This is a genomic window from Streptomyces coeruleofuscus (genome assembly GCF_039532725.1).
Taxonomy (GTDB): domain Bacteria; phylum Actinomycetota; class Actinomycetes; order Streptomycetales; family Streptomycetaceae; genus Streptomyces; species Streptomyces coeruleofuscus.
In genome coordinates, this window is sequence record NZ_BAAASE010000011.1 from 111,145 (window position 1) to 130,518 (window position 19,374).

Here is a 19,374-nt window from a genome sequence, read left to right on the forward strand (position 1 = left end):
ACGGCGTACACGGACGACTGCTGCCGACCCTATCGGGGTCGGGCGTCGATCGCTGTACGGACTCAGATGCCGACCTTGATGCGCGTGAAACGCTTCAGGGTGACACCGGCCTCGTCCAGGATCTTCTGGACGGACTTCTTGTTGTCGAGCGCGTAGGGCTGGCCGAGCAGCGTGGCGTCCTTGAAGAAGCCGTTGAGGCGACCCTCGACGATCTTCGGCAGGGCGGCCTCGGGCTTGCCCTCGGCGCGGGTGGTCTCCTCGGCGACGCGGCGCTCGGACTCGACGACCTCGGCCGGCACGTCCTCCTTGGAGAGGTACTTCGGCGCGAAGGCGGCGATGTGCTGGGCGACGCCCTTGGCGATCTCCGCGTTCGGCTTGTCCAGCTCGACGAGGACACCGATCTGCGGGGGCAGGTCGGGCATCGTGCGGTGCATGTACGCGGTCACGTAGCCGTCGGCGAACTGCGCGAAGCGGTCCAGGACGATCTTCTCGCCCAGGTTGGCGTTGGCCTCGTCCACGAACGCCTGGACGGTCTTGCCGGCCTCGATCTCGGAGGCGAGCAGGGCCTCGAGGTCGGCCGGGGAGGTCTTGGCGACGTGCTCGGCGATGGCGGTGGCCACGCCCTGGAACTTGTCACCCTTGGCGACGAAGTCCGTCTCGCACTTCAGCTCGACGAGGACACCGGAGGAGTTGTCGTCGGCGATGATCGAGACGACGGCACCGTTCTCGGCGGAACGGCCCTCGCGCTTGGCGACGCCCTTCTGGCCCTTGATGCGGAGCGCCTCGACGGCCTTCTCGACGTTGCCCTCGGCCTCGTCCAGCGCCTTCTTGCAGTCCATCATGCCGGCGCCCGTGAGCTCACGGAGCTTCTTGACGTCGGCGGCGGTGTAGTTCGCCATGAGTCTGTGAATCTCTCTCGAAGTCTGGAAGATCGAAGATCTGCGGATGTGCCCCATGGAGCCGGGGGACGCTGTCCTTCCGCTGACCTACGGGTGAACGGCGGGAGCGGACTTCACCGCGCCGGAGGCGCTATTGGCTTCAGTACCGCTCCCGCCGTCAACTCGGACTGACGGGTCAGGCCTGCTCGGCCTCGGCGGCCTTCTCGCCCTCGGCGGGCTTCTCGGCCTCGGCCTCGGCGGGGGCGGCCTCAGCGGCCGGAGCAGCCTCGGCGGCCGGAGCGGCCTCAGCAGCCGGGGCGGCCTCGGCGGCGGGGGCGGCCTCGTCGGCCTTCTTCTCGCCCTCGAGCAGGTCGCGCTCCCACTCGGCGAGCGGCTCGCCCGCGGCCTTCTCGCCCTTGCCCTCGGTGGCGACACCGCTGCGGGCGATGAGGCCCTCGGCGACGGCGTCCGCGATGACACGGGTGAGCAGGGTGACGGAGCGGATCGCGTCGTCGTTGCCCGGGATCTTGTAGTCGACCTCGTCGGGGTCGCAGTTGGTGTCGAGGATCGCGACGACCGGAATGTTCAGCTTCCGGGCCTCACCAACGGCGATGTGCTCCTTCTTGGTGTCCACGATCCAGACGGCGCTGGGCACCTTCTGCATCTCGCGGATACCACCGAGGGTCTTCTCCAGCTTGGCCTTCTCGCGCGAGAGCACGAGAAGCTCCTTCTTGGTCAGACCGGACGCGGCGACGTCCTCGAAGTCGATCTGCTCGAGCTCCTTGAGGCGCTGCAGACGCTTGTAGACGGTCGAGAAGTTGGTGAGCATGCCGCCCAGCCAGCGCTGGTTGACGTAGGGCATGCCGACACGGGTGGCCTGCTCGGCGATGGCCTCCTGCGCCTGCTTCTTCGTGCCGACGAACATGACCGTGCCGCCGTGGGCGACGGTCTCCTTGACGAACTCGTAGGCGCGGTCGATGTACGACAGCGACTGGAGCAGGTCGATGATGTAGATGCCGTTGCGCTCCGTGAAGATGAAGCGCTTCATCTTCGGGTTCCAACGACGGGTCTGGTGACCGAAGTGGACGCCGCTCTCCAGCAGCTCCCGCATCGTGACGACGGCCATGGCCGTATCTCCTTGTGCTTCTCGGTTGTGCCGCGGATGCCGGACGGCTCCCGCGCCTGACGCCCGCTGCGCGCCGTGCCACGAGGGACCGAGGGGCGCTGATACGGCCCGTTGCCGGGGTGCGTATCGGGGCGTGCGAAGTCGACCCGGTGACCCGGATCGCCACCAGAAGTGTACGGGACCCGCGGGGCACCGGGTGACGCCGTTGTCCACAACCGCGCGGCGGTCCACAGCCACGGCCGGTGGCGGGCGGCGGTCCAGGACGCTTTCCGCATGCGAGCGAAGCGATGTGTGCCTGTTTGTACGCGCCTGGTCCTGGTGCTGGTCATGGCGGCGGCCGTCCTGCTGGCCCCTCCGCCGCCCCTGTTCGCGGCGGACGAGCCCCAGGCGGACGTCACCGTGCCGACGGTCGGCCGCACCTGGCCCGTCGGTTCACTCCCTCGGGTCCTCCGCGGCTGGGAACCTCCGGCGACGGCCTACGGCCCGGGCCACCGAGGCGTGGACCTGGCGGCAGCCCCGGGGGCGCCGGTACGGGCGGTGGCGGCGGGCCGGGTGTCGTTCGCCGGCCGGGTGGCTGGCAAAGGGGTCGTCTCGGTGGAGCTGACGGGGACGGGCGAACCACCTCTGCGCACGACCTACGAGCCGGTGACGGCGGCGGTGGAGGAGGGCGAGGACGTGGCACCGGGCGAGGTGATCGGCACAGTGGACGCCACGGGCTCGCACTGCACGGTCACGTGCGTGCACTGGGGCCTGCGCAGGGGTGACACCTACGTGAACCCGCTGATGCTCCTGCCGCCGTGGCTCCTGCACCAAGGCCCCTCGCGACTACTGCCGGTCTACGGGACTCCCTGACTGCGGGCTTTCGTCGCCGCGCACCCACCCGCCCCCAGCACCAACGCCGCTCAGCCCCGCACACCCCGCAGGGCCATGGACACCGCGGCATCGGCGATCGCCCCAGGGTCTTCAGCGGCCCCCAGCTCGATCCGCCGCACCGCCGCGTCCACGACCCCCTGCAACAGCATCGCCGCCAGCCGAGGCTGCTCATGCCCCAGCTCACCCAGCGCCTCGACGATCATCGCGACCAGCCCGCCGTGGGCCGCCCGGATCTTCTCCCGGGCCCCGGCGTCGAGCTCACTCGCCGAGATCGCCACCACGGCCCGATGCCGCCGGTCCCCCACCAGCTCCAGCTGCTGCCGGACATACGCCTCGACCTTGGCCTCGGCCGTGTCCGCCCGCTCCATCGCCGCCGACACGTCCGCCGCCCAGACGGGAAAGTCGACCTCGCACAGTTCCTCGACCACGGCCGCCCGTGACCGGAAGTACTCGTAGACGGACGAGCGCGCGAGGCCCGTCCGCTCGGCGAGGGCCGGGAAGGTCAGCGCCTCCGTACCGCCCTCGGACAACAAGGAACGAGCCGCGTCCAGCAGGGCGGCTCGCTGCATCGACCGGTGCTCGGCCACGGAGGCCGCTCGAATCCTTGGCACGTCAACCACTCTACGGACGCGCCAGGCCGGGCGGGAGGGGCTCCCGTCAGGCCGTCGCCTTCCGGCCAGGTCAGCGGCCGAAGCTCGCTAGTTTCGCTCTCAGCTGGAGCACCGACTTGGTGTGGATCTGGCTGACCCGGCTCTCGGTCACGCCCAGCACGTTCCCGATCTCGGCCAGGGTGAGCCCTTCGTAGTAGTACAGCGTGACCACGGTCTTCTCCCGCTCGGGCAGCGTGTTGATCGCCCGCGCGAGGAATCTGCGGAGCTCCCGGTCCTCGGCGACCTCCACGGGGTTGTCGGCGGCGGTGTCCTCCAGCGTGTCCATGACGCTCAGCCCGTCGCCGCCCTCGCCCCCGCCGTGCAGCAGCTCCTCCAGGGCCACGACGTTGGCCAGCGACAACTGGCTGAACACCGCGTGGAGTTCCTCCACCGCGATGCCCATCTCGCCGGCCACCTCGCCCTCCGTCGGCGTCCGCCGCAGCCGCGCCTCCAGCGTGGCGTAGGCGCGCTCCACGTTGCGCGCCTTCTGCCGGACCGACCGGGGGATCCAGTCCAGGGCCCGCAGCTCGTCGATCATCGCGCCCCGGATCCGGGTGATCGCGTACGTCTCGAACTTGATCTCGCGGTCGATGTCGAACTTCTCGATCGCGTCGATCAGCCCGAACACCCCGGACGAGACGAAGTCCGCCTGCTCGACGTTGGACGGCAGGCCCACGCTGACCCGGCCGGCGACGTACTTCACGAGCGGCGAGTAGTGGAGGATCAGCTGCTCCCGCAGCCGCTCGTCCCCCGTCGCCTTGTACGACCGCCACAGCTCGTCGAGTGTCGAGGGAGCGGGCGGCCGCACGCTGCCACCGTCACGGGCGGCTGGGGGGATCGCCGCCCGGTCGGACCCGGAGGTGTGCTGGGGCATTCGTCGCCTTGTGCCGTTCTGCTGCGGAGTGGTGCTGCTGGGGTGGGCTGTCTGTCTGATGTCGAGTTGCCTGTCCGTGTCGGGATCCTCGTGAGCGTAGCGTGACTGCGGTGTCGCGGTGCGCGAAGGACGGAGGTCAAGGCGAACGCGGATACGTTCCGAACGGCGTCCCACCGGGTCGGCGAGTTCGCTCCGTGTGATCACCTGAGAACCCCAACTGGGCGAATTTCCAAGGGATGTCGGGGTTCCCCCGGACGGCCGAACGGACGCGGTCAGCATGGTCCGGGACCACCGCGGACCGACATCACCGCCTGGCGTGTCAACTTCCAGCCGTCGCCGTGTCGTTCGACGTAACCGAGTGCTCGGAGTTCGTACAGTCGGGCGATCGCGTCGTCCTGTGTCGTCTGTGCGCGGCGCGCGATCTCGTCCGGCCGGGCCGCCCGGCCGCCCGGCAGCGCGGCGAGCACCTGCCGGCCGGCCGGTTCCAGCAGGTCCCGGGGCAGGACGGGGCCGCGCCGGTCGGGGGCCAGCTGTCCGATGTCGCCGACCAGTTCGATGACGTCCGCGGCGTCGGTGACCAGCGCCGCCTCTCCGCGCAGCAGCTCGTGCACCCCGGCGGACAGAGCGCTGGTGGCCGGGCCCGGTACCCCCATGGTGTGCCGGCCGAGGCGCTGTGCCGCCCGTGCGGTGACCAGGGAGCCGCTGCGGTGGGCGGCCTCGATGACCACGGTGCCGCGGGTGAGTGCCGCGATCACCCGGTTCCGCAGGATGAACCGGCTCGGTGTCGGGTGATCACCGGGCGGCAACTCACCGATGACCAATCCCTGTTCCGCGATCCTGCCGATCAGCCGGGTGTGCCCGCGCGGGTAGGGGCGGTCGACGCCGCAGGCGAGGACGGCGACGGTGGCGCCGCCCGCGCCGAGGGCGCCGCGGTGGGCGGCGCCGTCGACTCCGTAGGCGCCGCCCGACACCACGATCCAGCCCTGTTCGGCCAGGCCGGCGGCGAGGGTGCCCGCCATGTGCGCCCCGTACTCGGTGCAGGCGCGGGCGCCGACGACAGCCACCGATTTCAGGGCCCACATCCGCAGGCTGGCCCGCCCGCGCACCCACAGCCCCAGCGGCCGGGCATCCCCGAGGTCGTCGAGCTGCCCCGGCCACTCCGAGTCCCCCGGCCCGACGAACCGCACTCCGGCCGCCCGGGCGACGGCGAGGTCCTCACGCGGCCGAGCCGTCTCGGCCCTGGCCAGCAGGCCCTGCCACCGCTTCCCGCTCACCCCGGCCAAGGGCCGCCCGCCCTCCGCCAGCCGCCGGGCCAGGCCCCGCACCCCGAGCTCCCGCACCCACCGGCCACCGACCTCGTCACCGGGCTCGATGACACGGGTGAGAAGGACCCGGGCGAGCAGCTCCTCGTCCGGCTCGCCGGCGACGCTCATGTCAGCGCTCCGAGGGCCATGGGGACGCCCCTGGGGACACCGGTGCGCAGCTGGAGCGCGAGGGCGACGTCCGACGCGTCGGGCCGGTCGTGGCCGACGAGATCGGCGACGGTCCAGGCCACGCGCAGGACCCGGTCGAGGCCGCGGGCGGTCAGGACGCCCCGCTCCAGGTTCCGCTCGGCCTCGTCCATCGCCCCGGGCGCGGCGTACCAGCGGCTGCGCAACTCGCGCCCCGGTACCTCGCTGTTCGTGCGCCACGGAGTGCCGGCGAGGCGCTCCGTGGCCCGCTCCCGGGCCGCCCGTACCCGGTCGGCGACCGTCGCGGTGGACTCGCCGCGTGCGCCGGAGGCGGTCAGCTCGGTGCGGGTGACGCGGTCCACCTCGACGCGCAGGTCGACCCGGTCGAGCAGCGGGCCTGAGAGCCTGGCCTGGTAGCGGCGGATCGCCGAGGGCGGGCACTCGCACAGGTCGTCACGCTGCGAGAACCGGCCGCACGGGCACGGGTTGGCCGCGAGCACCATCAGGAACTTCGCGGGGAAGCGCACCACTCCCGCACTGCGCGCGATGACGACATGCCCCGCCTCCAGCGGCTGGCGCAGGGCGTCCAGGGCGTGACTGCTGAATTCAGGTGTCTCGTCCAGGAACAGGACACCCCGGTGGGACAGCGACACCGCGCCGGGCCGCGCGATGCCCGGGCCGCCGCCGACGAGAGCCTGCATGGTGGCCGAGTGGTGCGGGGCGCAGTAGGGGGCGACGTCGATCAGAGGCTTGCCCGGGGGCAGCAGGCCCGCCACCGAGTGGACCGCGGTGACCTCCAGCGACTCCTGCCGGCCGAGCCGGGGCAGGATGGCGGGCAGCCGCTCCGCGAGCATCGTCTTGCCGGCGCCGGGAGGCCCTTCCAGGAACAGGTGGTGTCCGCCCGCCGCGGCCACCTCCACCGCCGTGCGCGCCGAGGTCTGCCCGACGACGTCCGCCAGGTCGTGGCCGGGCTCGTGCTGGGCCGCGCCGACGCTGTGCATGCCCGTGGCGGCGCCCGTGCCCGGCATGCGCAGGCCGGCGAGGAGCGGGTCCGGGCGGCCCTGCTCGTCCGGATCCTCGTCGGGCACGGGTTCGTCGGCCAGGACGGCGATCAGCTGGCGCAGGCTCCGGACGCCCAGTACGGAGACCCCGGGCACCAGGGACGCCTCTGCGGCGGCACACTCCGGCACCACCACCTGCTCGTACCCGGCGTCCGCCGCCGCCAGCACCGCCGGCAACACTCCCCGCACCGGCCGCACCCGCCCGTCCAGCCCCAGTTCCCCGATCATCACGATGTCGGCGAGGACCCGGGGGTCGATGCGCTCCGACGCGCCGAGGACCGCCGCGGCGACGGCCAGGTCGAAGCCGCTGCCGCTCTTGGGCACGGAGGCCGGGCTCAGGCCGACCGTGAGTTTCTTCTGGGGCCAGGCCGCGCCCGAGTTGACGACCGCGGCGCGCACCCGGTCCCGGCTCTCCGTCAGGCTCTTGTCGGGCAGCCCCACCAGCGTGAACGCCGCGACACCCGGCTCCAGGTCGGCCTGGACCTCGACGACCACGCCCTCGACGCCCACCAGCGCCACCGAGCACGTACGGGCGAATGCCATCAGGCCACCCCCCGCACGTGCTCGACCACGGCCGCGCCGCGGGCCGGCAGCAGTACCCCGACCACGTCGATGCGGACGCCGCCGGGCGGTGCGCCCCCGTGCGTCTGGATCCACCGCTCGGCGAGGTCCCGCAGCCGCTCCGCCTTCTGCGGGGTCACGGCGGCCATCGGATGCTCGAAGGGACCCTCCCTGCGGGTCTTCACCTCGCAGACGACCAGGACGTCCCCGTCCCTGGCCACGATGTCGATCTCACCGGTCCGGCCCGAGCGCCAGTTGCGCTCCAGGACCTTCATTCCGGTCTCCGTCAGCCGCCGGGCCGCCAGGGTCTCTCCGTACCTGCCCATCGCACTGCGTGCGTTCATGTCGGCACCACCTCCGGCGCCAACGATCACGCAGCCGCCCCCACGAAGTGGATCTTGGTGGACAGCTCAGCGGCTGTGGAAAACCCCGTCACCCTCCTGGGTGAACGTCACCCGCTCGGCAGCTCGAGATCGCTCTTGTTCAGCTCCTCGATGTTCACGTCCTTGAACGTGAGGACCCGGACCTGCTTCACGAACCGCGCCGGCCGGTACATGTCCCACACCCAGGCATCCGCCATGGACACCTCGAAGAACACCTCACCCTGGACCGAGTGCACCTGCATCTCGTAGTCGTTGGTCAGGTAGAAACGCCGCTCGGTCTCGATCACGTATTTGAACAGACCGACGACATCGCGGTACTCCCGGTAGAGCTTCAGCTCCATCTCGGTCTCGTACTTCTCGAGGTCCTCGGCGCTCATGGCATGTTCCCCTTCAGCCGTGCGATCCCACCATTGTGCGCCAGTCCCGTGCGCCCCTAGACGATTTCCGGGTCAAGGATCACGGGCCTGGCCGGGGGACCTTCGTCGAGCAGCGTGCGCAGCAGCCCGGCGAGTCTCGTCGGATACACCGTCTCATGTGCCCGGCAAAGTTCCGGACACGTCCACCAGCGCGCTCCGGCGACACTGCGCCGCTCCAGCTCGGTCAGCCCGGCGGCCTCGATCACCGTACGGTCCGTACGAGCCAGGAAGTACCACTCGTCCTGGTCCCAGCGACGGCCCGCGAACGGGAAGGAGCACATCCGCCGCCACAGCACCGGGCCGAGCTCGACCTCGGTGATGCCCGTCTCCTCGGCGAGTTCCCGCAAGGCGGCCTCTTCACGGGTCTCGTCGCCCTCCACACCGCCGCCGGGGGTGAACCACCAGTCGTCGGCCGGATCGTCCGGCTCGTGCCCGTGCAGCAGCAGGATGCGGTCCTGCGGGTCCAGCAGCACGACCCGGGCGACCTTGCGCAGCCCGCCCTCGTAGCCGTCCTGGCCCGCCCGCACGGCCTCAGCGGACACCTGCGGGCTCCGCGCTCGCCCGCCGGGCCCGGGCCGCGCCCGCGCGCTTGGCGACGGGGCCGTAGGCGCCTCCGCCCAGGACGAGCACGGCGCCGGCGATCACCAGGGCGGCGATCGTGCGCAGCGGCCCGGGCGAAGAAAGGGTGCCGAGGGCCTCGAAGCCGGTGGGGCGCTCCAGCAGGCCGTTCATGGGCCAGACGACGGCGTCCACGCGGGCCTCCACGGCGCCGCGCGCCACCGAGCCACTGGCGGCGTCGGTCAGGTGGGCGGTGGAGTCCACGGAGCTGCCGCGCTCGTCGCCGAGCAGGAACAGGCGCCCCTCGGGGACCTTCACGGTCGGGAAGCCGGTGATCTCCGCCGGTGTGCCGTCGGCCAGGTACGGCTCGTCGATCTCCTTGCCGTTGACCTTCAGCTTGCCGTCCTGGCAGCAGGAGACCGTGTCGCCGCCGACGGCCACCACGCGCTTGACCATCGGCACGTTGCCCCAGGTGGTGTCCTTGAACACGACGACATCACCGCGGCGCACATCAGCGCCGTCGACGCGCTGCGCCAGCACCCGGTCGCCGGCGTCGATCGTCGGCGTCATCGAGCTGGTGGGCACGGTGTACGGCAGGTAGACCACCGCTGCCCAGGCGAAACCCCCCAGGAACAGCACAAGGCCCAGTGCGACGGCCAGCCCGGACAACCGCTGTCCGGTCCGGCTGCCCACCGGGCCCGAGCCTGTGCCACCGCTGCGCGGGGCCGTGTGCGTCATGCTCTCGCCACCCATGGGTCCGCACCCTACCCGGGGGTACCGACCGGGGTCAGCCCACCGTCGGGATCACTGCTTCCGGCGGCGCCACAGCACCACCGGCACCACCCCCAGCAGCGCCAGCCCCTGCGGCGCCGCCGTCAGACCGGCCGCGGCCGGCTGGGCGTTGAGTCCGGTCTGGTCGAAGGTGTCCGGCACCGGCAGGTTGTCCCAGCGGTTGACCGGCCAGGCGATGACGATGGCCCGGCCCACGACGTCCTTCACCGGGACCATGCCGTTGTGCTTGTCCGCCTGGTTGTAGCGGGAGTCCCGGGAGTTCTGCCGGTGGTCGCCCATGACCCAGATGTAGCCCTCGGGGACCTTCACCTTGAACTGACCGCCCTGGTCGTCGACGCTGCACGGCGTGTTGCCGGCGTAGACGTACGACCGCTCGTCCAGCGCCTTGCCGTTGACCGTCAGCGGGCCCGTGCCCTTGCACTCGACCGTGTCGCCCCCGACGCCGACGACCCGCTTGATGAGGTCCTTCTCCTCCGCGGACGGCATGAGGCCGATCCAGCTGAGGAACGTCTGGAAGGCGTTCGGATCCGCCACCGGCTCGCCCGCCAGCCAGTTGTCGGGGTCGTGGAAGACGACGACCTCGCCACGCTCGGGCTCGGAGCCGAACCAGGGGGTCAGCTTGTCGACCAGGACGCGGTCGCCCTGCTGGAGTGTGTTCTGCATCGAGTCGGAGGGGATGGAGAACGCCTGCACCAAGAAGGTCTTGATCAGCAGCGCGAGCACCAGCGCGATGCCGATCAGGATGGGCAGCTCCTTCCAGAAGGAGCGCGGCTTCTTCGGCGTCCGGGCCGGTCCGCCCGGTCCCTCGCCCTCGGCTGTGCTGTACTCGCCTGTCACCCTGCCGTCCTCGGCTGCCCCGGAGTCACTCCCGGGGGTCACGGCGCTGTCCGCGGCCGGGACGGCGGATTCCGCGGGGCGTCCGCGGTGCTCCTCGCCGTCGTGTCCGGACCGTGCGCCAACCGCCACATCCCCCACGCCAACTCCTCACTCTGTGCCGCCGCCTGCCCCATACACGACGCAGGCCCACCACTCCCATAACGAGCGGGAGTTCCGCAGGGGTCGGGAGCTGGATCGTTCCGTTCGAATCGTAGGAGGCAACCCTATGCGACAGGTCGGGAGCAGCGGTCGACCCGGTGGCCGAGTCGGACACGGAGGCGTAGGTGTTCGGTTCCTCCAGGGTGGTCCAGTGCCCGAAGGGCCAGGCGATGACCATGGCGCGGCCCACAACCTCTTCCTCGGAGACCGTGCCGCCGTAGTCGGTGTCCTGGTGGGCGCGGGAGTCCGCGGAGTTGTTCCGGTGGTCGCCCATCACCCACAGCCGGCCCGGCGGGACCGTGATGTCGAACGGCGTGTCGGACGGGGCGTTGCCGGGGTACAGGTAGTCCTCGACCAGCGGGATGCCGTTGACGGTCACGCGTCCTTGCGCATCGCAGCACTTGACGCGGTCTCCGCCGACGCCGACGACCCGCTTGATGAGGTCCTTCTCGTCGTCGGACGGCAGCAGGCCGATGAAGGTGAGCCCTTCCTTGACCTGCTTGATGACGATGGGGTCGTCCTTCGGAAGGGTGGTCTGCTCGTCCTGGAGCCAGCCGCCGGGGTCCTTGAACACGACGACGTCCCCGCGCTGCGGCTTGGAGCCGAACCACGGGGTGAGCTTGTCGACCAGGACGCGGTCGCCGATCTGGATCGTCTGCTCCATGGAGCCGGACGGGATGACGAAGGCCTGGACGAGGAACGTCTTCAGCACGAGCGCTATGAGGACGGCGACGCCGACGAGGAGGGGTATCTCCTTGACGGCACCGCGCCTGCGGCGCCGCTTGACCTTCTTCTGGAGCTTGCGCCGCTCGGCGCGCGTACGGCCGCCGGAGGGGCTGGCGGCGCGCCGGGCGCCGGTGGGCAGCAGATTGTCCGCGGGGCTGGCGGGGACGCCGCGCGGTTTGCCGCGGTTACCCATGGGCGCCCGCCCTTCCGGGGGCGGGAGCGGGCACGCGCGCGTACGCGTCCGGGCGGTGCAGCCGGGCGGCGTGGCCGAAGGGCCAGACGATCCAGTCGGCGCGGCCGATCACCTCGTCGACCGGGACCATGCCGCCGCCCGGTGAACCGAGATGGTCGCGGGAGTCGCTGGAATCGTCGCGGTGGTCACCGAGGACGAACAGCGTGCCGGCGGGGACGGCGACGTCGAAGGGCACCGTGGAGGGGCTGTCGCCGGGGTAGAGGAAGCCCGACTCGTCGACCGGCCGGCCGTTCACCTGGATCCTCCCCTCCTTGTCGCAGCAGACGACGTGGTCTCCTCCCACGCCGACAACGCGTTTGATGTAGGCCGCGTGCCCGAAGTACCCGGTCCCGTCGAACACGACGATGTCTCCCCGCCGCGGCTCGGCATCGAAACGGTACGCCAACTTATTTACGAGAACCCGGTCCCCGATCCTCAATCCCTGTTCCATGGATCCGCTGGGAATCTGGAACGGCCGCAGCACGAAGGTGCTGAGCAGCAGCAGGAAGAGCAGGCAGGCCAGCAGTGTCAGAGTGATCCGGCCGCCCGGGACCCACGCGGTGACACGCGACAACGCGAAACGCGACCGTTCCTCCGGCCCTCCGGGATCCGAGTTGTCCTCGGAATCGGAAGGGCGGGAGGAGCGGTCGCGCTCCGTCGGCTGAGCTTCGGTGTCCATCGGAGCCAGATGCTATCCGGCCCCGACGCGAACCCCGGAGAGCGCTCAGTTCTCGCGCTTCTCCTTGATCTTCGCGGCCTTGCCGCGCAGCTCGCGCAGGAAGTACAGCTTGGCGCGGCGGACGTCACCCTTGGTGACGAGCTCGATCTTCTCCACGATCGGGGTGTGCACCGGGAAGGTGCGCTCGACGCCGACGGAGAAGGAGACCTTGCGGACCGTGAAGGTCTCGCGCACGCCGGAGCCCTGGCGGCGGATCACGACGCCCTTGAACTGCTGCACACGGGAGCGGTTGCCCTCGATGACGCGGACGTGCACGTTGACCGTGTCGCCCGGGCGGAAGGCGGGGACGTCGCTGCGCAGCGACGCGGAGTCGACGGTGTCGAGCAGGTGAGACATTTCGTCTGCTTTCCTCGCTGATGCCACAGGTCATCAACGGAAACTAGGTGTTTCGGATTCAGGGCTGTGCGGGTCGGAGCGGGCGTCGTCTCCCCCTGTGGCAGGGGCGCGCGCCGGACGGACGCACAACAGCTCGCTATTCTTCCACGCCGTCGGTCCTGCGCCAAAATCGGCCGTACGGCTCCCCCGCCGGATCCGGCGCCCAGCCCAGGATGGACAGCATCTCGCGGTCCTTCTTGTCGAAGGCCTTGGGGTCGCAGCGCTCGATGAGGTCGGGCCGGTGCGCCGTGGTGCGCTTCAGGGCCTCGTCCCGGCGCCAGCGGGCGATCTTCCCGTGGTGGCCGCTGAGCAGCACGTCGGGGATGTCCCGGCCGCGCCACTCGGGCGGCTTGGTGTAGACGGGCCCCTCCAGCAGGCTCGCCATGGCGCCGGGCGCGAAGGAGTCGTCCCGGTGGGACTCGGCGTTGCCCAGGACGCCGGGCAGCAGCCGCGCCACGGCCTCCGTGACGACCAGGACGGCCGCCTCACCGCCGGCCAGGACGTAGTCGCCGATGGACACCTCGTACACCGGCATCCGCGTCGCGTACTCGTCGACGACCCGACGGTCGATGCCCTCGTAGCGGGCCGGCGTGAAGATCAGCCAGGGGCGCTCGGAGAGGTGGACGGCGAGCTCCTGGGTGAAGGGGCGGCCGCTGGGCGTGGGCACGATGAGGGCCGGCGCGCGGGAGCCCCCCTCGTAGCCGTCGGCCAGGACGGAGTCCAGCGCCTCTCCCCAGGGCTCGGTCTTCATGACCATGCCGGGACCGCCGCCGTAGGGCGTGTCGTCGACGGTGTTGTGGCGGTCGTAGGTCCAGGAACGCAGGTCGTGGACGTGTACGTTCAGCTGTCCACGCGCGCGTGCCTTGCCCACGAGGGAGACGTTCAGCGGTTCCAGGTACTCGGGGAAGATCGTGACGACGTCGAGGCGCATTACGACTCTTCCCGGCTGGAGACGTCTTCCCGGCCGGAGGCGTCTTCCCCGCCGGAGGCGTCCTCCCGGCTGGAGGCGATCTCGGCGCGGTCGTCGATCAGGCCCGGCGGCGGGGTGATGACGGCCTTCTGCTCCTCGAGGTCGATCTCGGCGACGATCTCCTCGACGAAGGGGATCATCACCTCGCTGCCGTCGGGGCGCTCCACGATGAACAGGTCCTGGGTGGGCAGGTGCGAGATCTCCGTGATCCGGCCGACCTCCGTGCCGTCCGCGGTGACCACGTCGAGGTCGATGAGCTGGTGGTCGTAGTACTCGTCCTCGCCCTCGGGCAGTTCCTCCGGGTCGACGTCGGCGATCAGGAGGGTGTTGCGCAGGGCCTCGGCGCCGGTGCGGTCGCTGACGCCCTCGAAGCGCAGCAGGAGACGACCGCTGTGGACGCGGCCCGTCTCGATGGTGAGCGGTCCCGTGGAAGCGGGATCGGTGGTGAGTACGGCGCCGGGGGCGAGCCTCAGTTCCGGCTCGTCGGTCCGTACCTCGACGGTGACCTCGCCCTTGATGCCATGGGCACGGCCGATCCGTGCGACTACCAGCTGCACGTGTCCAGTCTCCTGTCATACGACTGCGGGCCGGGGACGGCCCTCAGGCCTTCCCCGGCCCGAGCCGGTTGCGATAAGCGTCAGCGGACGTGGTCCACGTCGACGAGGTCGACGCGGACACCGCGACCGCCGATGGCGCCCACGACGGTACGCAGGGCGCGTGCGGTGCGGCCGTTGCGGCCGATCACCTTGCCGAGGTCGTCCGGGTGGACCCGGACCTCGAGCACTCGCCCGCGGCGCAGGTCGCGCGAGGCGACCTGCACATCGTCAGGGTTGTCGACGATGCCCTTCACGAGGTGCTCGAGAGCCTCCTCGAGCATGCTCAGGCCTCGGTCGAAGCGGACTCAGCGGCGGCCTCGTCCTTCTTCTCAGCCTTCTTCTTCTGGGTGATCGCCTCACCCTTGCCCTCGTCGTCGCCGCCGATGGCCTCGAACGACGGGCGCGCGGCCTTCTCGGGCTGCGTCAGCAGCGGAGCCGGGGCGGGCTCGCCCTTGAACTTCTGCCAGTCGCCGGTCTTCTTGAGGATGGCCATCACGGGCTCGGTCGGCTGCGCGCCGACACCGAGCCAGTACGCCACGCGCTCGGCGTCGACCTCGATCACCGACGGGTTGTACGTCGGGTGGTACTTGCCGATCTCCTCGATCGCACGACCGTCACGACGGGTACGGGAGTCGGCGACGACGATGCGGTAGTGAGGCGAACGGATCTTGCCCAGACGCTTCAGCTTGATCTTGACTGCCACGGGAGTGGGTTCTCCTGGTTTTGACGTGGTTGGGCACGGCGAGAAAAGCCGCGTGGGGTTGCGGTACCCGAGTGCCCGATGGACGCGTCAGCCGGAGGCGAGAGGGTTCCTGTGCGGCTGTCGAGTACAGCTAGCCATTGTGCCACACCCTGCCGGGCGTCCTTGACCGAGGGGCTCGCTGCCCTGCGGGCATGCTGAGGGGGCACCCGGCGTGGAGGTGAGGTACGTCGGGTGCCCGGCCCGGCAGTGGCGAGTGCTGTCCCGACCGGCAGCCACGAGATGCCGGTGGTGGACGTCAGCCGGCCACCGCCCCCGCTCCCACGACGTCCGGGATCCGGAACGGCTTTCCGCAGCCGCCGCAGACGATCGGTGCCTGGGCGAGGACCGAGGGCACGACGCGTACGTTGCGGCCGCAGTCGCAGACCGCCTTGACGCGGACGCCGCCACCGGAGGAGCCGTGCCGGGCGGCCGGGCCCCGGAAGGTGCGGGAGGTGTCGGATGAGGTCGCGGCCGTGTGGGCCTTCAGGGCGCGCTGGAGGCGCTCCATCGTCGGGCGGTAGCGGCGCTTCGCCTCGGGGTTGAGCGTGACCAGGGAGAAGCCGCTGCTGGGATGCGGTTCCTCGGGGTGGTCCAGGCCCAGCTCCTCGGCGATCGCGAGGAATCTGCGGTTGTGGTAGCGGCCGGCACGGGAGGTGTCGCGGACGCCGCGGGCGGCGGCGATGCCATGGACTGCCTCATGGAGCAGTCGCTCGAAGGAGAGCTCGTGACCGCACGCGGACGACGACTCCCCGATCAGGGACTCTGGCGCGGCAAGGTCGGGCAGCTCGGGGTGGTACCGCTGAATGTCGGCCCACGCCTGTGCCAGCTCTGCGGCGAGAACAGGTGGTGTCTGTGTCGTGCTCACGTAATGACAACGAGCCGGGGTGCCCCAGTGTTCCGATTCCGGGGCATCCCAAATAATTTGCACGTACCCGTCAGTTGCCTCTGATGCGTCCCGACGAGGGCGGGTGCGCTGATCTGGGGTGAAGCCTCGCAGCTCACCACAAGTTGGTGCGTAGTCCCGCGTACGCCCCGGCGCGTAGATGACGTCCGCACGCCGGGGATTCTGGGGTCCGCGGTTACGCAAGAGGCATTTCGGTCGCCTTGCGCCCCAACTCAGTAAGCGCGTGCGACGACCGCGACGTTACCGGGTGCGTCGTCGGCGTCCGGCACCGACCCGTCCTCGGCGACCAGACACCGTACGGTCGCCGCGTGGTCGGCCAGCTTGGCTTCGCCCTCCTCGCCGAGCACCGCCCACGGGATGCGCGCCCAGCCGCCCGCGCCGGCCACCTCGACGGCCTCGTCGATCGTCGCGACCTCGGTGGTACGGGACTCGCGGCGCTCCCGGGACTGCTTCAGCAGCAGCGCCTGGTCCTCTTCGAGGACCTTCGGCAGCAGCGACACCAGGGTGTCCAGGGAGACCGGCTCCTTGCCGCCCGGGATGCGGCGGGCCAGCATCGCGGTGCCGTTCTCCAGGTCGCGCGGGCCGATCTCGATGCGGACCGGCACACCCTTGAGCTCCCAGTCGACGGCACGGCGGCCGAAGGGGGTGTCGGTGCGGTCGTCGACCTGGACACGGATCCCGGCCGCCTTCAGCCGGTCGCCGATCTCGCGGACCTTGGCCAGAACCGCCTCGTCGCCCTTGATCGCGAGCACCACGGCCTGGGTCTGTGCCAGCCTCGGCGGGACGCGCAGGCCGTTGTCGTCGCCGTGCATCATCACCAGGGCGCCGATCATGCGGGTGGTGGAACCCCATGAGGTCTGCCAGACCAGCTCCTGCCGGCCGTCCTTCGACAGGTACTGCGTGTTGAAGGCCTTGGCGAAGTTCTGGCCCAGCTCGTGGCTGGTGGCCATCTGGAGGGCCTTGCCGTCGCCCATCATGCCTTCGAGCGTGAGGGTGTTGATCGCGCCGGCGAACCGCTCCTTGACGGTCTTGCGGCCGGGGACGACGTCCATCGCGAGGACGTTCACCATGAAGTCCTCGTAGACCTGCCGGTGGATGTGCGCGGCGAAGTCGCGTGCCTCCTCGTACGTGGCGTGCGCGGTGTGGCCCTCCTGCCAGAGGAACTCGGTGGTCCGCAGGAAGAGGCGGGGCCGCAGCTCCCAGCGGACGACGTTCGCCCACTGGTTGATGAGCAGGGGCAGGTCGCGGTAGCTCTGCACCCACTTCGAGAAGTAGTCGTTGATGATCATCTCGGAGGTGGGCCGGACGACCGCCGGCTCCTCCAGCTCCTTGCCGCCGCCGTGCGTGACGACCGCGAGCTCCGGCGCGAAGCCCTCGACGTGGTCCGCCTCGCGGGTGAGGTACGACTGCGGGATCAGGAGGGGGAAGTACGCGTTCTGAGTGCCGGTCTCCTTGATGCGGGCGTCCATCTCGGCCTGCATCCGCTCCCACAACCCGTACCCGTACGGCCGGATGACCATGGTGCCGCGCACTGGTCCGTTGTCGGCGAGCTCCGCCTTGGTGATCAAGTCCTGGTACCAGCGCGGGAAATCGTCCGCCTGGGGGGTGAGTACGGGTGCCTTGGCCATGGCGAGATGGTACGGGCCCACGTTGCCGGAATGTGAAATCTCGCCATAGGCACATGACAACTCATATACCGGGCCGCATTCCACTGGACGACAGGTCGAGGGGGGAGTTTCCTGGCATACGGGGGTAGTGCGAGCGCACTGTCACGGGGGCCATGGAATCGGGCAAGAGGTAACTCTCGGCGGATTGGGGCGCTTACTTATGACACCTACGCTCGTGCGGCAGCACCTGCCTCACGCGGGGGCCGCACCCCGCGTGGACCTGCGTGCACGCGCGCGTGACTGGTCCGAGATCCAGGAGCGGATGCTCGTACCGCTCTATGAGGCCGTCTACGAGCGACTGGACGTGGGTCCCACGACGCGGCTGCTCGGCCTCGGCTGCGGTTCCGGACTCGCCCTGCTGATGGCCGCCGCCCGGGGAGCGGCGGTCACCGGTGTCGACGCTTCCCCCGAAAGAATGGCCCTCGCACGGCAGCGGTTGCTGCCCGAGGCGGGGGCCACGCACGCGCGTGCCGGCGCCCGGCTGGTCGACGGCTCACCCCGGGACACCGAGGAGCCGAGCGCTCCCGCGTACACCCTGGTGACCGCCTTCGAGCCGATCGGGTGCCTCGCGGGCGACTCGGAGGGGCTGGGCGGGCTGCTCGCGGAGGCGACGCCGCTGGCGGGGCGCGGAGCGGCCGTGGTGCTGGCGGGCTGGGGCCCGCCGGAGCGGTGCGCCACGACGTCCGTGCTGCGGGTCGCCACCAAGCTGGCGGAGCCGCTGCGCAGCACGGGCAGCTGGCGCCCCGCCCTCCGCGACGACCTGGAGGACGTCGCCCAGCGGGCCGGTCTCAAGCCGGACGGGTCCGGGCGGGTGGCGTGCCCCTTCGGGTACGCCGATGTGGACAGCGCGGTGCGCGGGCTCAAGTCGACGGGGTTGTTCGACGCGGCGATCACGGCGACGGACCAGGTGCAGGTGGACAAGGAGCTGACCGAGGCTCTGCACCCGCACCAGCGGCAGGACGGGACGGTGTGGATGCCGAACGTGTTCCGGTATCTGATCGCCCGGACACGATGACGAACAGGTCTTCAGTGCAGGTGTGAATGGTGTGAAGAAGGCACCATGGGGTCCTTTGGGTTTCACCAGGTGGATCATGAACGCTTAATGTGATCCACCGCTCGGGGGACCTACACATCTGCATACAGGAGCTGTTTTGCCGCACCACAAGACCGCGCTGCGTCTCGTCGCGCCCGTCGCCGTTCTCGCCCTGGCCCTCACCGCCTGCGGTGGCGGCGACGACAAGGCCGACGCGAAGAGCCCGGACACCGAGAAGGCCAAGGTCTTCCCGTCGCCGGAGCCGGCGTCCGGGGGCGAGCTGGGGACCGGCGAGAGCGCCACGGGCAAGGTCGCGGAGGACCCGGGCGAGGTCACCTACGACGTCGTGGCGCAGAAGGTCGACGTGGGCACCGAGGCGGAGGCCGCCAAGGCCGTGTCGGAGCCGGACAAGGTCAAGGGCATGGTGCTGGCCGTCGCCCACGTGAAGTACACGCACAAGAGCGGGCCGGCCCTCACCGAGGGCTCGGACGTGCACGACGGCACCACGGTCTTCGCCGACGGGCGGCGCGGCAGCGTCCTCATCGGCGCGTCCGAGGACACGGCGGGCTGCGAGGACCCGTACGACGTCGAGAGCTGGAAGCAGGGCGAGAGCCACGTCTTCTGCGAGACGTACGTGATCCCGGCGAACGCCAAGAGCGTCGAGGTCCACTGGTCCGAGGAAGACGGCGAGCCCTACATCTGGAAGTTCCCGAACGCCTGACCGGCGCGCCG

At 70.6% G+C, this 19,374-nt stretch carries 23 protein-coding genes; 3 read left to right on the top strand and 20 right to left on the bottom strand.

Features of this window, described 5'->3' with window-relative positions:
- Positions 1 to 62 precede the first annotated feature (62 nt).
- Positions 63 to 899 (bottom strand): translation elongation factor Ts, encoded by an 837-nt coding sequence (tsf, locus tag ABFX81_RS34130; protein WP_086843174.1) that lies wholly within the window; start codon positions 897 to 899, stop codon positions 63 to 65.
- Between the two features lie 175 nt (positions 900 to 1,074).
- The gene (gene rpsB, locus ABFX81_RS34135) at positions 1,075 to 2,004 is read right to left on the bottom strand and encodes a 30S ribosomal protein S2 (RefSeq protein ID WP_086843176.1); all 930 of its coding nucleotides are present in this window, start codon (positions 2,002 to 2,004) and stop codon (positions 1,075 to 1,077) included.
- 273 nt (positions 2,005 to 2,277) lie between these two features.
- On the opposite strand from rpsB, the gene ABFX81_RS34140 reads away from it, so the two are divergent.
- Positions 2,278 to 2,856 (top strand): peptidoglycan DD-metalloendopeptidase family protein, encoded by a 579-nt coding sequence (locus tag ABFX81_RS34140; RefSeq protein WP_086843178.1) that lies wholly within the window; start codon positions 2,278 to 2,280, stop codon positions 2,854 to 2,856.
- Positions 2,857 to 2,906: 50 nt separating this feature from the next.
- Here the strand turns inward: ABFX81_RS34140 and ABFX81_RS34145 are convergent, their stop codons facing one another.
- The 18 genes from ABFX81_RS34145 to proS all read right to left on the bottom strand — a co-directional run bounded on the left by ABFX81_RS34145 (position 2,907) and on the right by proS (position 17,570).
- A complete protein-coding gene (locus ABFX81_RS34145) occupies positions 2,907 to 3,464 on the bottom strand; it encodes a TetR family transcriptional regulator (RefSeq protein ID WP_086843180.1) in 558 nt (185 codons plus the stop codon).
- A gap of 94 nt (positions 3,465 to 3,558) precedes the next feature.
- Positions 3,559 to 4,401, bottom strand: coding sequence for an RNA polymerase sigma factor WhiG (whiG, locus tag ABFX81_RS34150; RefSeq protein WP_086843182.1), 843 nt, complete (start codon positions 4,399 to 4,401; stop codon positions 3,559 to 3,561).
- 272 nt (positions 4,402 to 4,673) lie between these two features.
- Complete coding sequence (gene dprA / locus ABFX81_RS34155; RefSeq protein WP_086843184.1) at positions 4,674 to 5,834, bottom strand: DNA-processing protein DprA; 1,161 nt, start codon at positions 5,832 to 5,834, stop codon at positions 4,674 to 4,676.
- The gene (locus tag ABFX81_RS34160; RefSeq protein WP_086843186.1) at positions 5,831 to 7,456 is read right to left on the bottom strand and encodes an ATP-binding protein; all 1,626 of its coding nucleotides are present in this window, start codon (positions 7,454 to 7,456) and stop codon (positions 5,831 to 5,833) included. Before ABFX81_RS34160 ends, dprA begins: the two co-directional genes overlap by 4 nt.
- The gene (locus ABFX81_RS34165) at positions 7,456 to 7,818 is read right to left on the bottom strand and encodes a YraN family protein (protein ID WP_346139156.1); all 363 of its coding nucleotides are present in this window, start codon (positions 7,816 to 7,818) and stop codon (positions 7,456 to 7,458) included. Before ABFX81_RS34165 ends, ABFX81_RS34160 begins: the two co-directional genes overlap by 1 nt.
- Before the next feature lie 107 nt (positions 7,819 to 7,925).
- Positions 7,926 to 8,234 carry a DUF2469 domain-containing protein gene (locus ABFX81_RS34170; RefSeq protein ID WP_003993268.1) on the bottom strand — a complete coding sequence of 103 codons (309 nt, stop codon included), beginning with the start codon at positions 8,232 to 8,234 and terminating at the stop codon, positions 7,926 to 7,928.
- A 56-nt stretch (positions 8,235 to 8,290) separates the two neighbouring features.
- Positions 8,291 to 8,815 carry an NUDIX domain-containing protein gene (locus ABFX81_RS34175; protein WP_086843190.1) on the bottom strand — a complete coding sequence of 175 codons (525 nt, stop codon included), beginning with the start codon at positions 8,813 to 8,815 and terminating at the stop codon, positions 8,291 to 8,293.
- Entirely contained in the window at positions 8,805 to 9,584 is a 780-nt protein-coding gene (gene lepB, locus ABFX81_RS34180) for a signal peptidase I (protein WP_086843192.1), read from the bottom strand. Before lepB (ABFX81_RS34180) ends, ABFX81_RS34175 begins: the two co-directional genes overlap by 11 nt.
- Before the next feature lie 51 nt (positions 9,585 to 9,635).
- Positions 9,636 to 10,598, bottom strand: coding sequence for a signal peptidase I (gene lepB, locus ABFX81_RS34185; protein ID WP_086843194.1), 963 nt, complete (start codon positions 10,596 to 10,598; stop codon positions 9,636 to 9,638).
- Positions 10,486 to 11,577, bottom strand: a complete 1,092-nt coding sequence (gene lepB / locus ABFX81_RS34190; protein WP_086843196.1) for a signal peptidase I — start codon at positions 11,575 to 11,577, stop codon at positions 10,486 to 10,488. Before lepB (ABFX81_RS34190) ends, lepB (ABFX81_RS34185) begins: the two co-directional genes overlap by 113 nt.
- Positions 11,570 to 12,295 (bottom strand): signal peptidase I, encoded by a 726-nt coding sequence (lepB, locus tag ABFX81_RS34195; RefSeq protein ID WP_086843198.1) that lies wholly within the window; start codon positions 12,293 to 12,295, stop codon positions 11,570 to 11,572. The genes lepB (ABFX81_RS34190) and lepB (ABFX81_RS34195) overlap by 8 nt, the downstream gene beginning before the upstream one ends.
- Positions 12,296 to 12,340: 45 nt before the next feature.
- Positions 12,341 to 12,691 (bottom strand): 50S ribosomal protein L19, encoded by a 351-nt coding sequence (gene rplS / locus ABFX81_RS34200; protein ID WP_086843200.1) that lies wholly within the window; start codon positions 12,689 to 12,691, stop codon positions 12,341 to 12,343.
- A 136-nt stretch (positions 12,692 to 12,827) separates the two neighbouring features.
- Entirely contained in the window at positions 12,828 to 13,661 is an 834-nt protein-coding gene (gene trmD, locus ABFX81_RS34205) for a tRNA (guanosine(37)-N1)-methyltransferase TrmD (RefSeq protein WP_086843202.1), read from the bottom strand.
- Positions 13,661 to 14,257 carry a ribosome maturation factor RimM gene (gene rimM / locus ABFX81_RS34210; protein ID WP_086843204.1) on the bottom strand — a complete coding sequence of 199 codons (597 nt, stop codon included), beginning with the start codon at positions 14,255 to 14,257 and terminating at the stop codon, positions 13,661 to 13,663. The genes trmD and rimM overlap by 1 nt, the downstream gene beginning before the upstream one ends.
- Positions 14,258 to 14,337: 80 nt before the next feature.
- Positions 14,338 to 14,577 (bottom strand): RNA-binding protein, encoded by a 240-nt coding sequence (locus ABFX81_RS34215; RefSeq protein WP_005479813.1) that lies wholly within the window; start codon positions 14,575 to 14,577, stop codon positions 14,338 to 14,340.
- 2 nt (positions 14,578 to 14,579) lie between these two features.
- A complete protein-coding gene (gene rpsP, locus ABFX81_RS34220) occupies positions 14,580 to 14,999 on the bottom strand; it encodes a 30S ribosomal protein S16 (RefSeq protein WP_010044494.1) in 420 nt (139 codons plus the stop codon).
- A 295-nt stretch (positions 15,000 to 15,294) separates the two neighbouring features.
- The gene (locus tag ABFX81_RS34225; protein WP_086843206.1) at positions 15,295 to 15,903 is read right to left on the bottom strand and encodes a hypothetical protein; all 609 of its coding nucleotides are present in this window, start codon (positions 15,901 to 15,903) and stop codon (positions 15,295 to 15,297) included.
- Positions 15,904 to 16,154: 251 nt separating this feature from the next.
- Positions 16,155 to 17,570, bottom strand: coding sequence for a proline--tRNA ligase (gene proS, locus ABFX81_RS34230; protein ID WP_086843221.1), 1,416 nt, complete (start codon positions 17,568 to 17,570; stop codon positions 16,155 to 16,157).
- Positions 17,571 to 17,769: 199 nt separating this feature from the next.
- Between proS and ABFX81_RS34235 the strand changes: the two genes are divergently transcribed.
- Positions 17,770 to 18,624, top strand: coding sequence for a methyltransferase domain-containing protein (locus ABFX81_RS34235; RefSeq protein WP_086843208.1), 855 nt, complete (start codon positions 17,770 to 17,772; stop codon positions 18,622 to 18,624).
- A 136-nt stretch (positions 18,625 to 18,760) separates the two neighbouring features.
- Complete coding sequence (locus ABFX81_RS34240; protein WP_086843210.1) at positions 18,761 to 19,363, top strand: hypothetical protein; 603 nt, start codon at positions 18,761 to 18,763, stop codon at positions 19,361 to 19,363.
- Positions 19,364 to 19,374: the final 11 nt, after the last annotated feature.

Excerpts from the sequence above, each read along its gene's own strand:
- tsf (WP_086843174.1), bottom strand. The coding sequence starts at position 899 with ATGGCGAACTACACCGCCGCCGACGTCAAGAAGCTCCGTGAGCTCACG.
- rpsB (WP_086843176.1), bottom strand. The coding sequence starts at position 2,004 with ATGGCCGTCGTCACGATGCGGGAGCTGCTGGAGAGCGGCGTCCACTTC.
- ABFX81_RS34140 (WP_086843178.1), top strand. The coding sequence starts at position 2,278 with ATGCGAGCGAAGCGATGTGTGCCTGTTTGTACGCGCCTGGTCCTGGTG.
- whiG (WP_086843182.1), bottom strand. The coding sequence starts at position 4,401 with ATGCCCCAGCACACCTCCGGGTCCGACCGGGCGGCGATCCCCCCAGCC.
- dprA (WP_086843184.1), bottom strand. The coding sequence starts at position 5,834 with ATGAGCGTCGCCGGCGAGCCGGACGAGGAGCTGCTCGCCCGGGTCCTT.
- ABFX81_RS34160 (WP_086843186.1), bottom strand. The coding sequence starts at position 7,456 with ATGGCATTCGCCCGTACGTGCTCGGTGGCGCTGGTGGGCGTCGAGGGC.
- ABFX81_RS34165 (WP_346139156.1), bottom strand. The coding sequence starts at position 7,818 with ATGAACGCACGCAGTGCGATGGGCAGGTACGGAGAGACCCTGGCGGCC.
- ABFX81_RS34170 (WP_003993268.1), bottom strand. The coding sequence starts at position 8,234 with ATGAGCGCCGAGGACCTCGAGAAGTACGAGACCGAGATGGAGCTGAAG.
- lepB (WP_086843192.1), bottom strand. The coding sequence starts at position 9,584 with ATGGGTGGCGAGAGCATGACGCACACGGCCCCGCGCAGCGGTGGCACA.
- lepB (WP_086843196.1), bottom strand. The coding sequence starts at position 11,577 with ATGGGTAACCGCGGCAAACCGCGCGGCGTCCCCGCCAGCCCCGCGGAC.
- lepB (WP_086843198.1), bottom strand. The coding sequence starts at position 12,295 with ATGGACACCGAAGCTCAGCCGACGGAGCGCGACCGCTCCTCCCGCCCT.
- rplS (WP_086843200.1), bottom strand. The coding sequence starts at position 12,691 with ATGTCTCACCTGCTCGACACCGTCGACTCCGCGTCGCTGCGCAGCGAC.
- trmD (WP_086843202.1), bottom strand. The coding sequence starts at position 13,661 with ATGCGCCTCGACGTCGTCACGATCTTCCCCGAGTACCTGGAACCGCTG.
- ABFX81_RS34215 (WP_005479813.1), bottom strand. The coding sequence starts at position 14,577 with ATGCTCGAGGAGGCTCTCGAGCACCTCGTGAAGGGCATCGTCGACAAC.
- proS (WP_086843221.1), bottom strand. The coding sequence starts at position 17,570 with ATGGCCAAGGCACCCGTACTCACCCCCCAGGCGGACGATTTCCCGCGC.
- ABFX81_RS34235 (WP_086843208.1), top strand. The coding sequence starts at position 17,770 with ATGACACCTACGCTCGTGCGGCAGCACCTGCCTCACGCGGGGGCCGCA.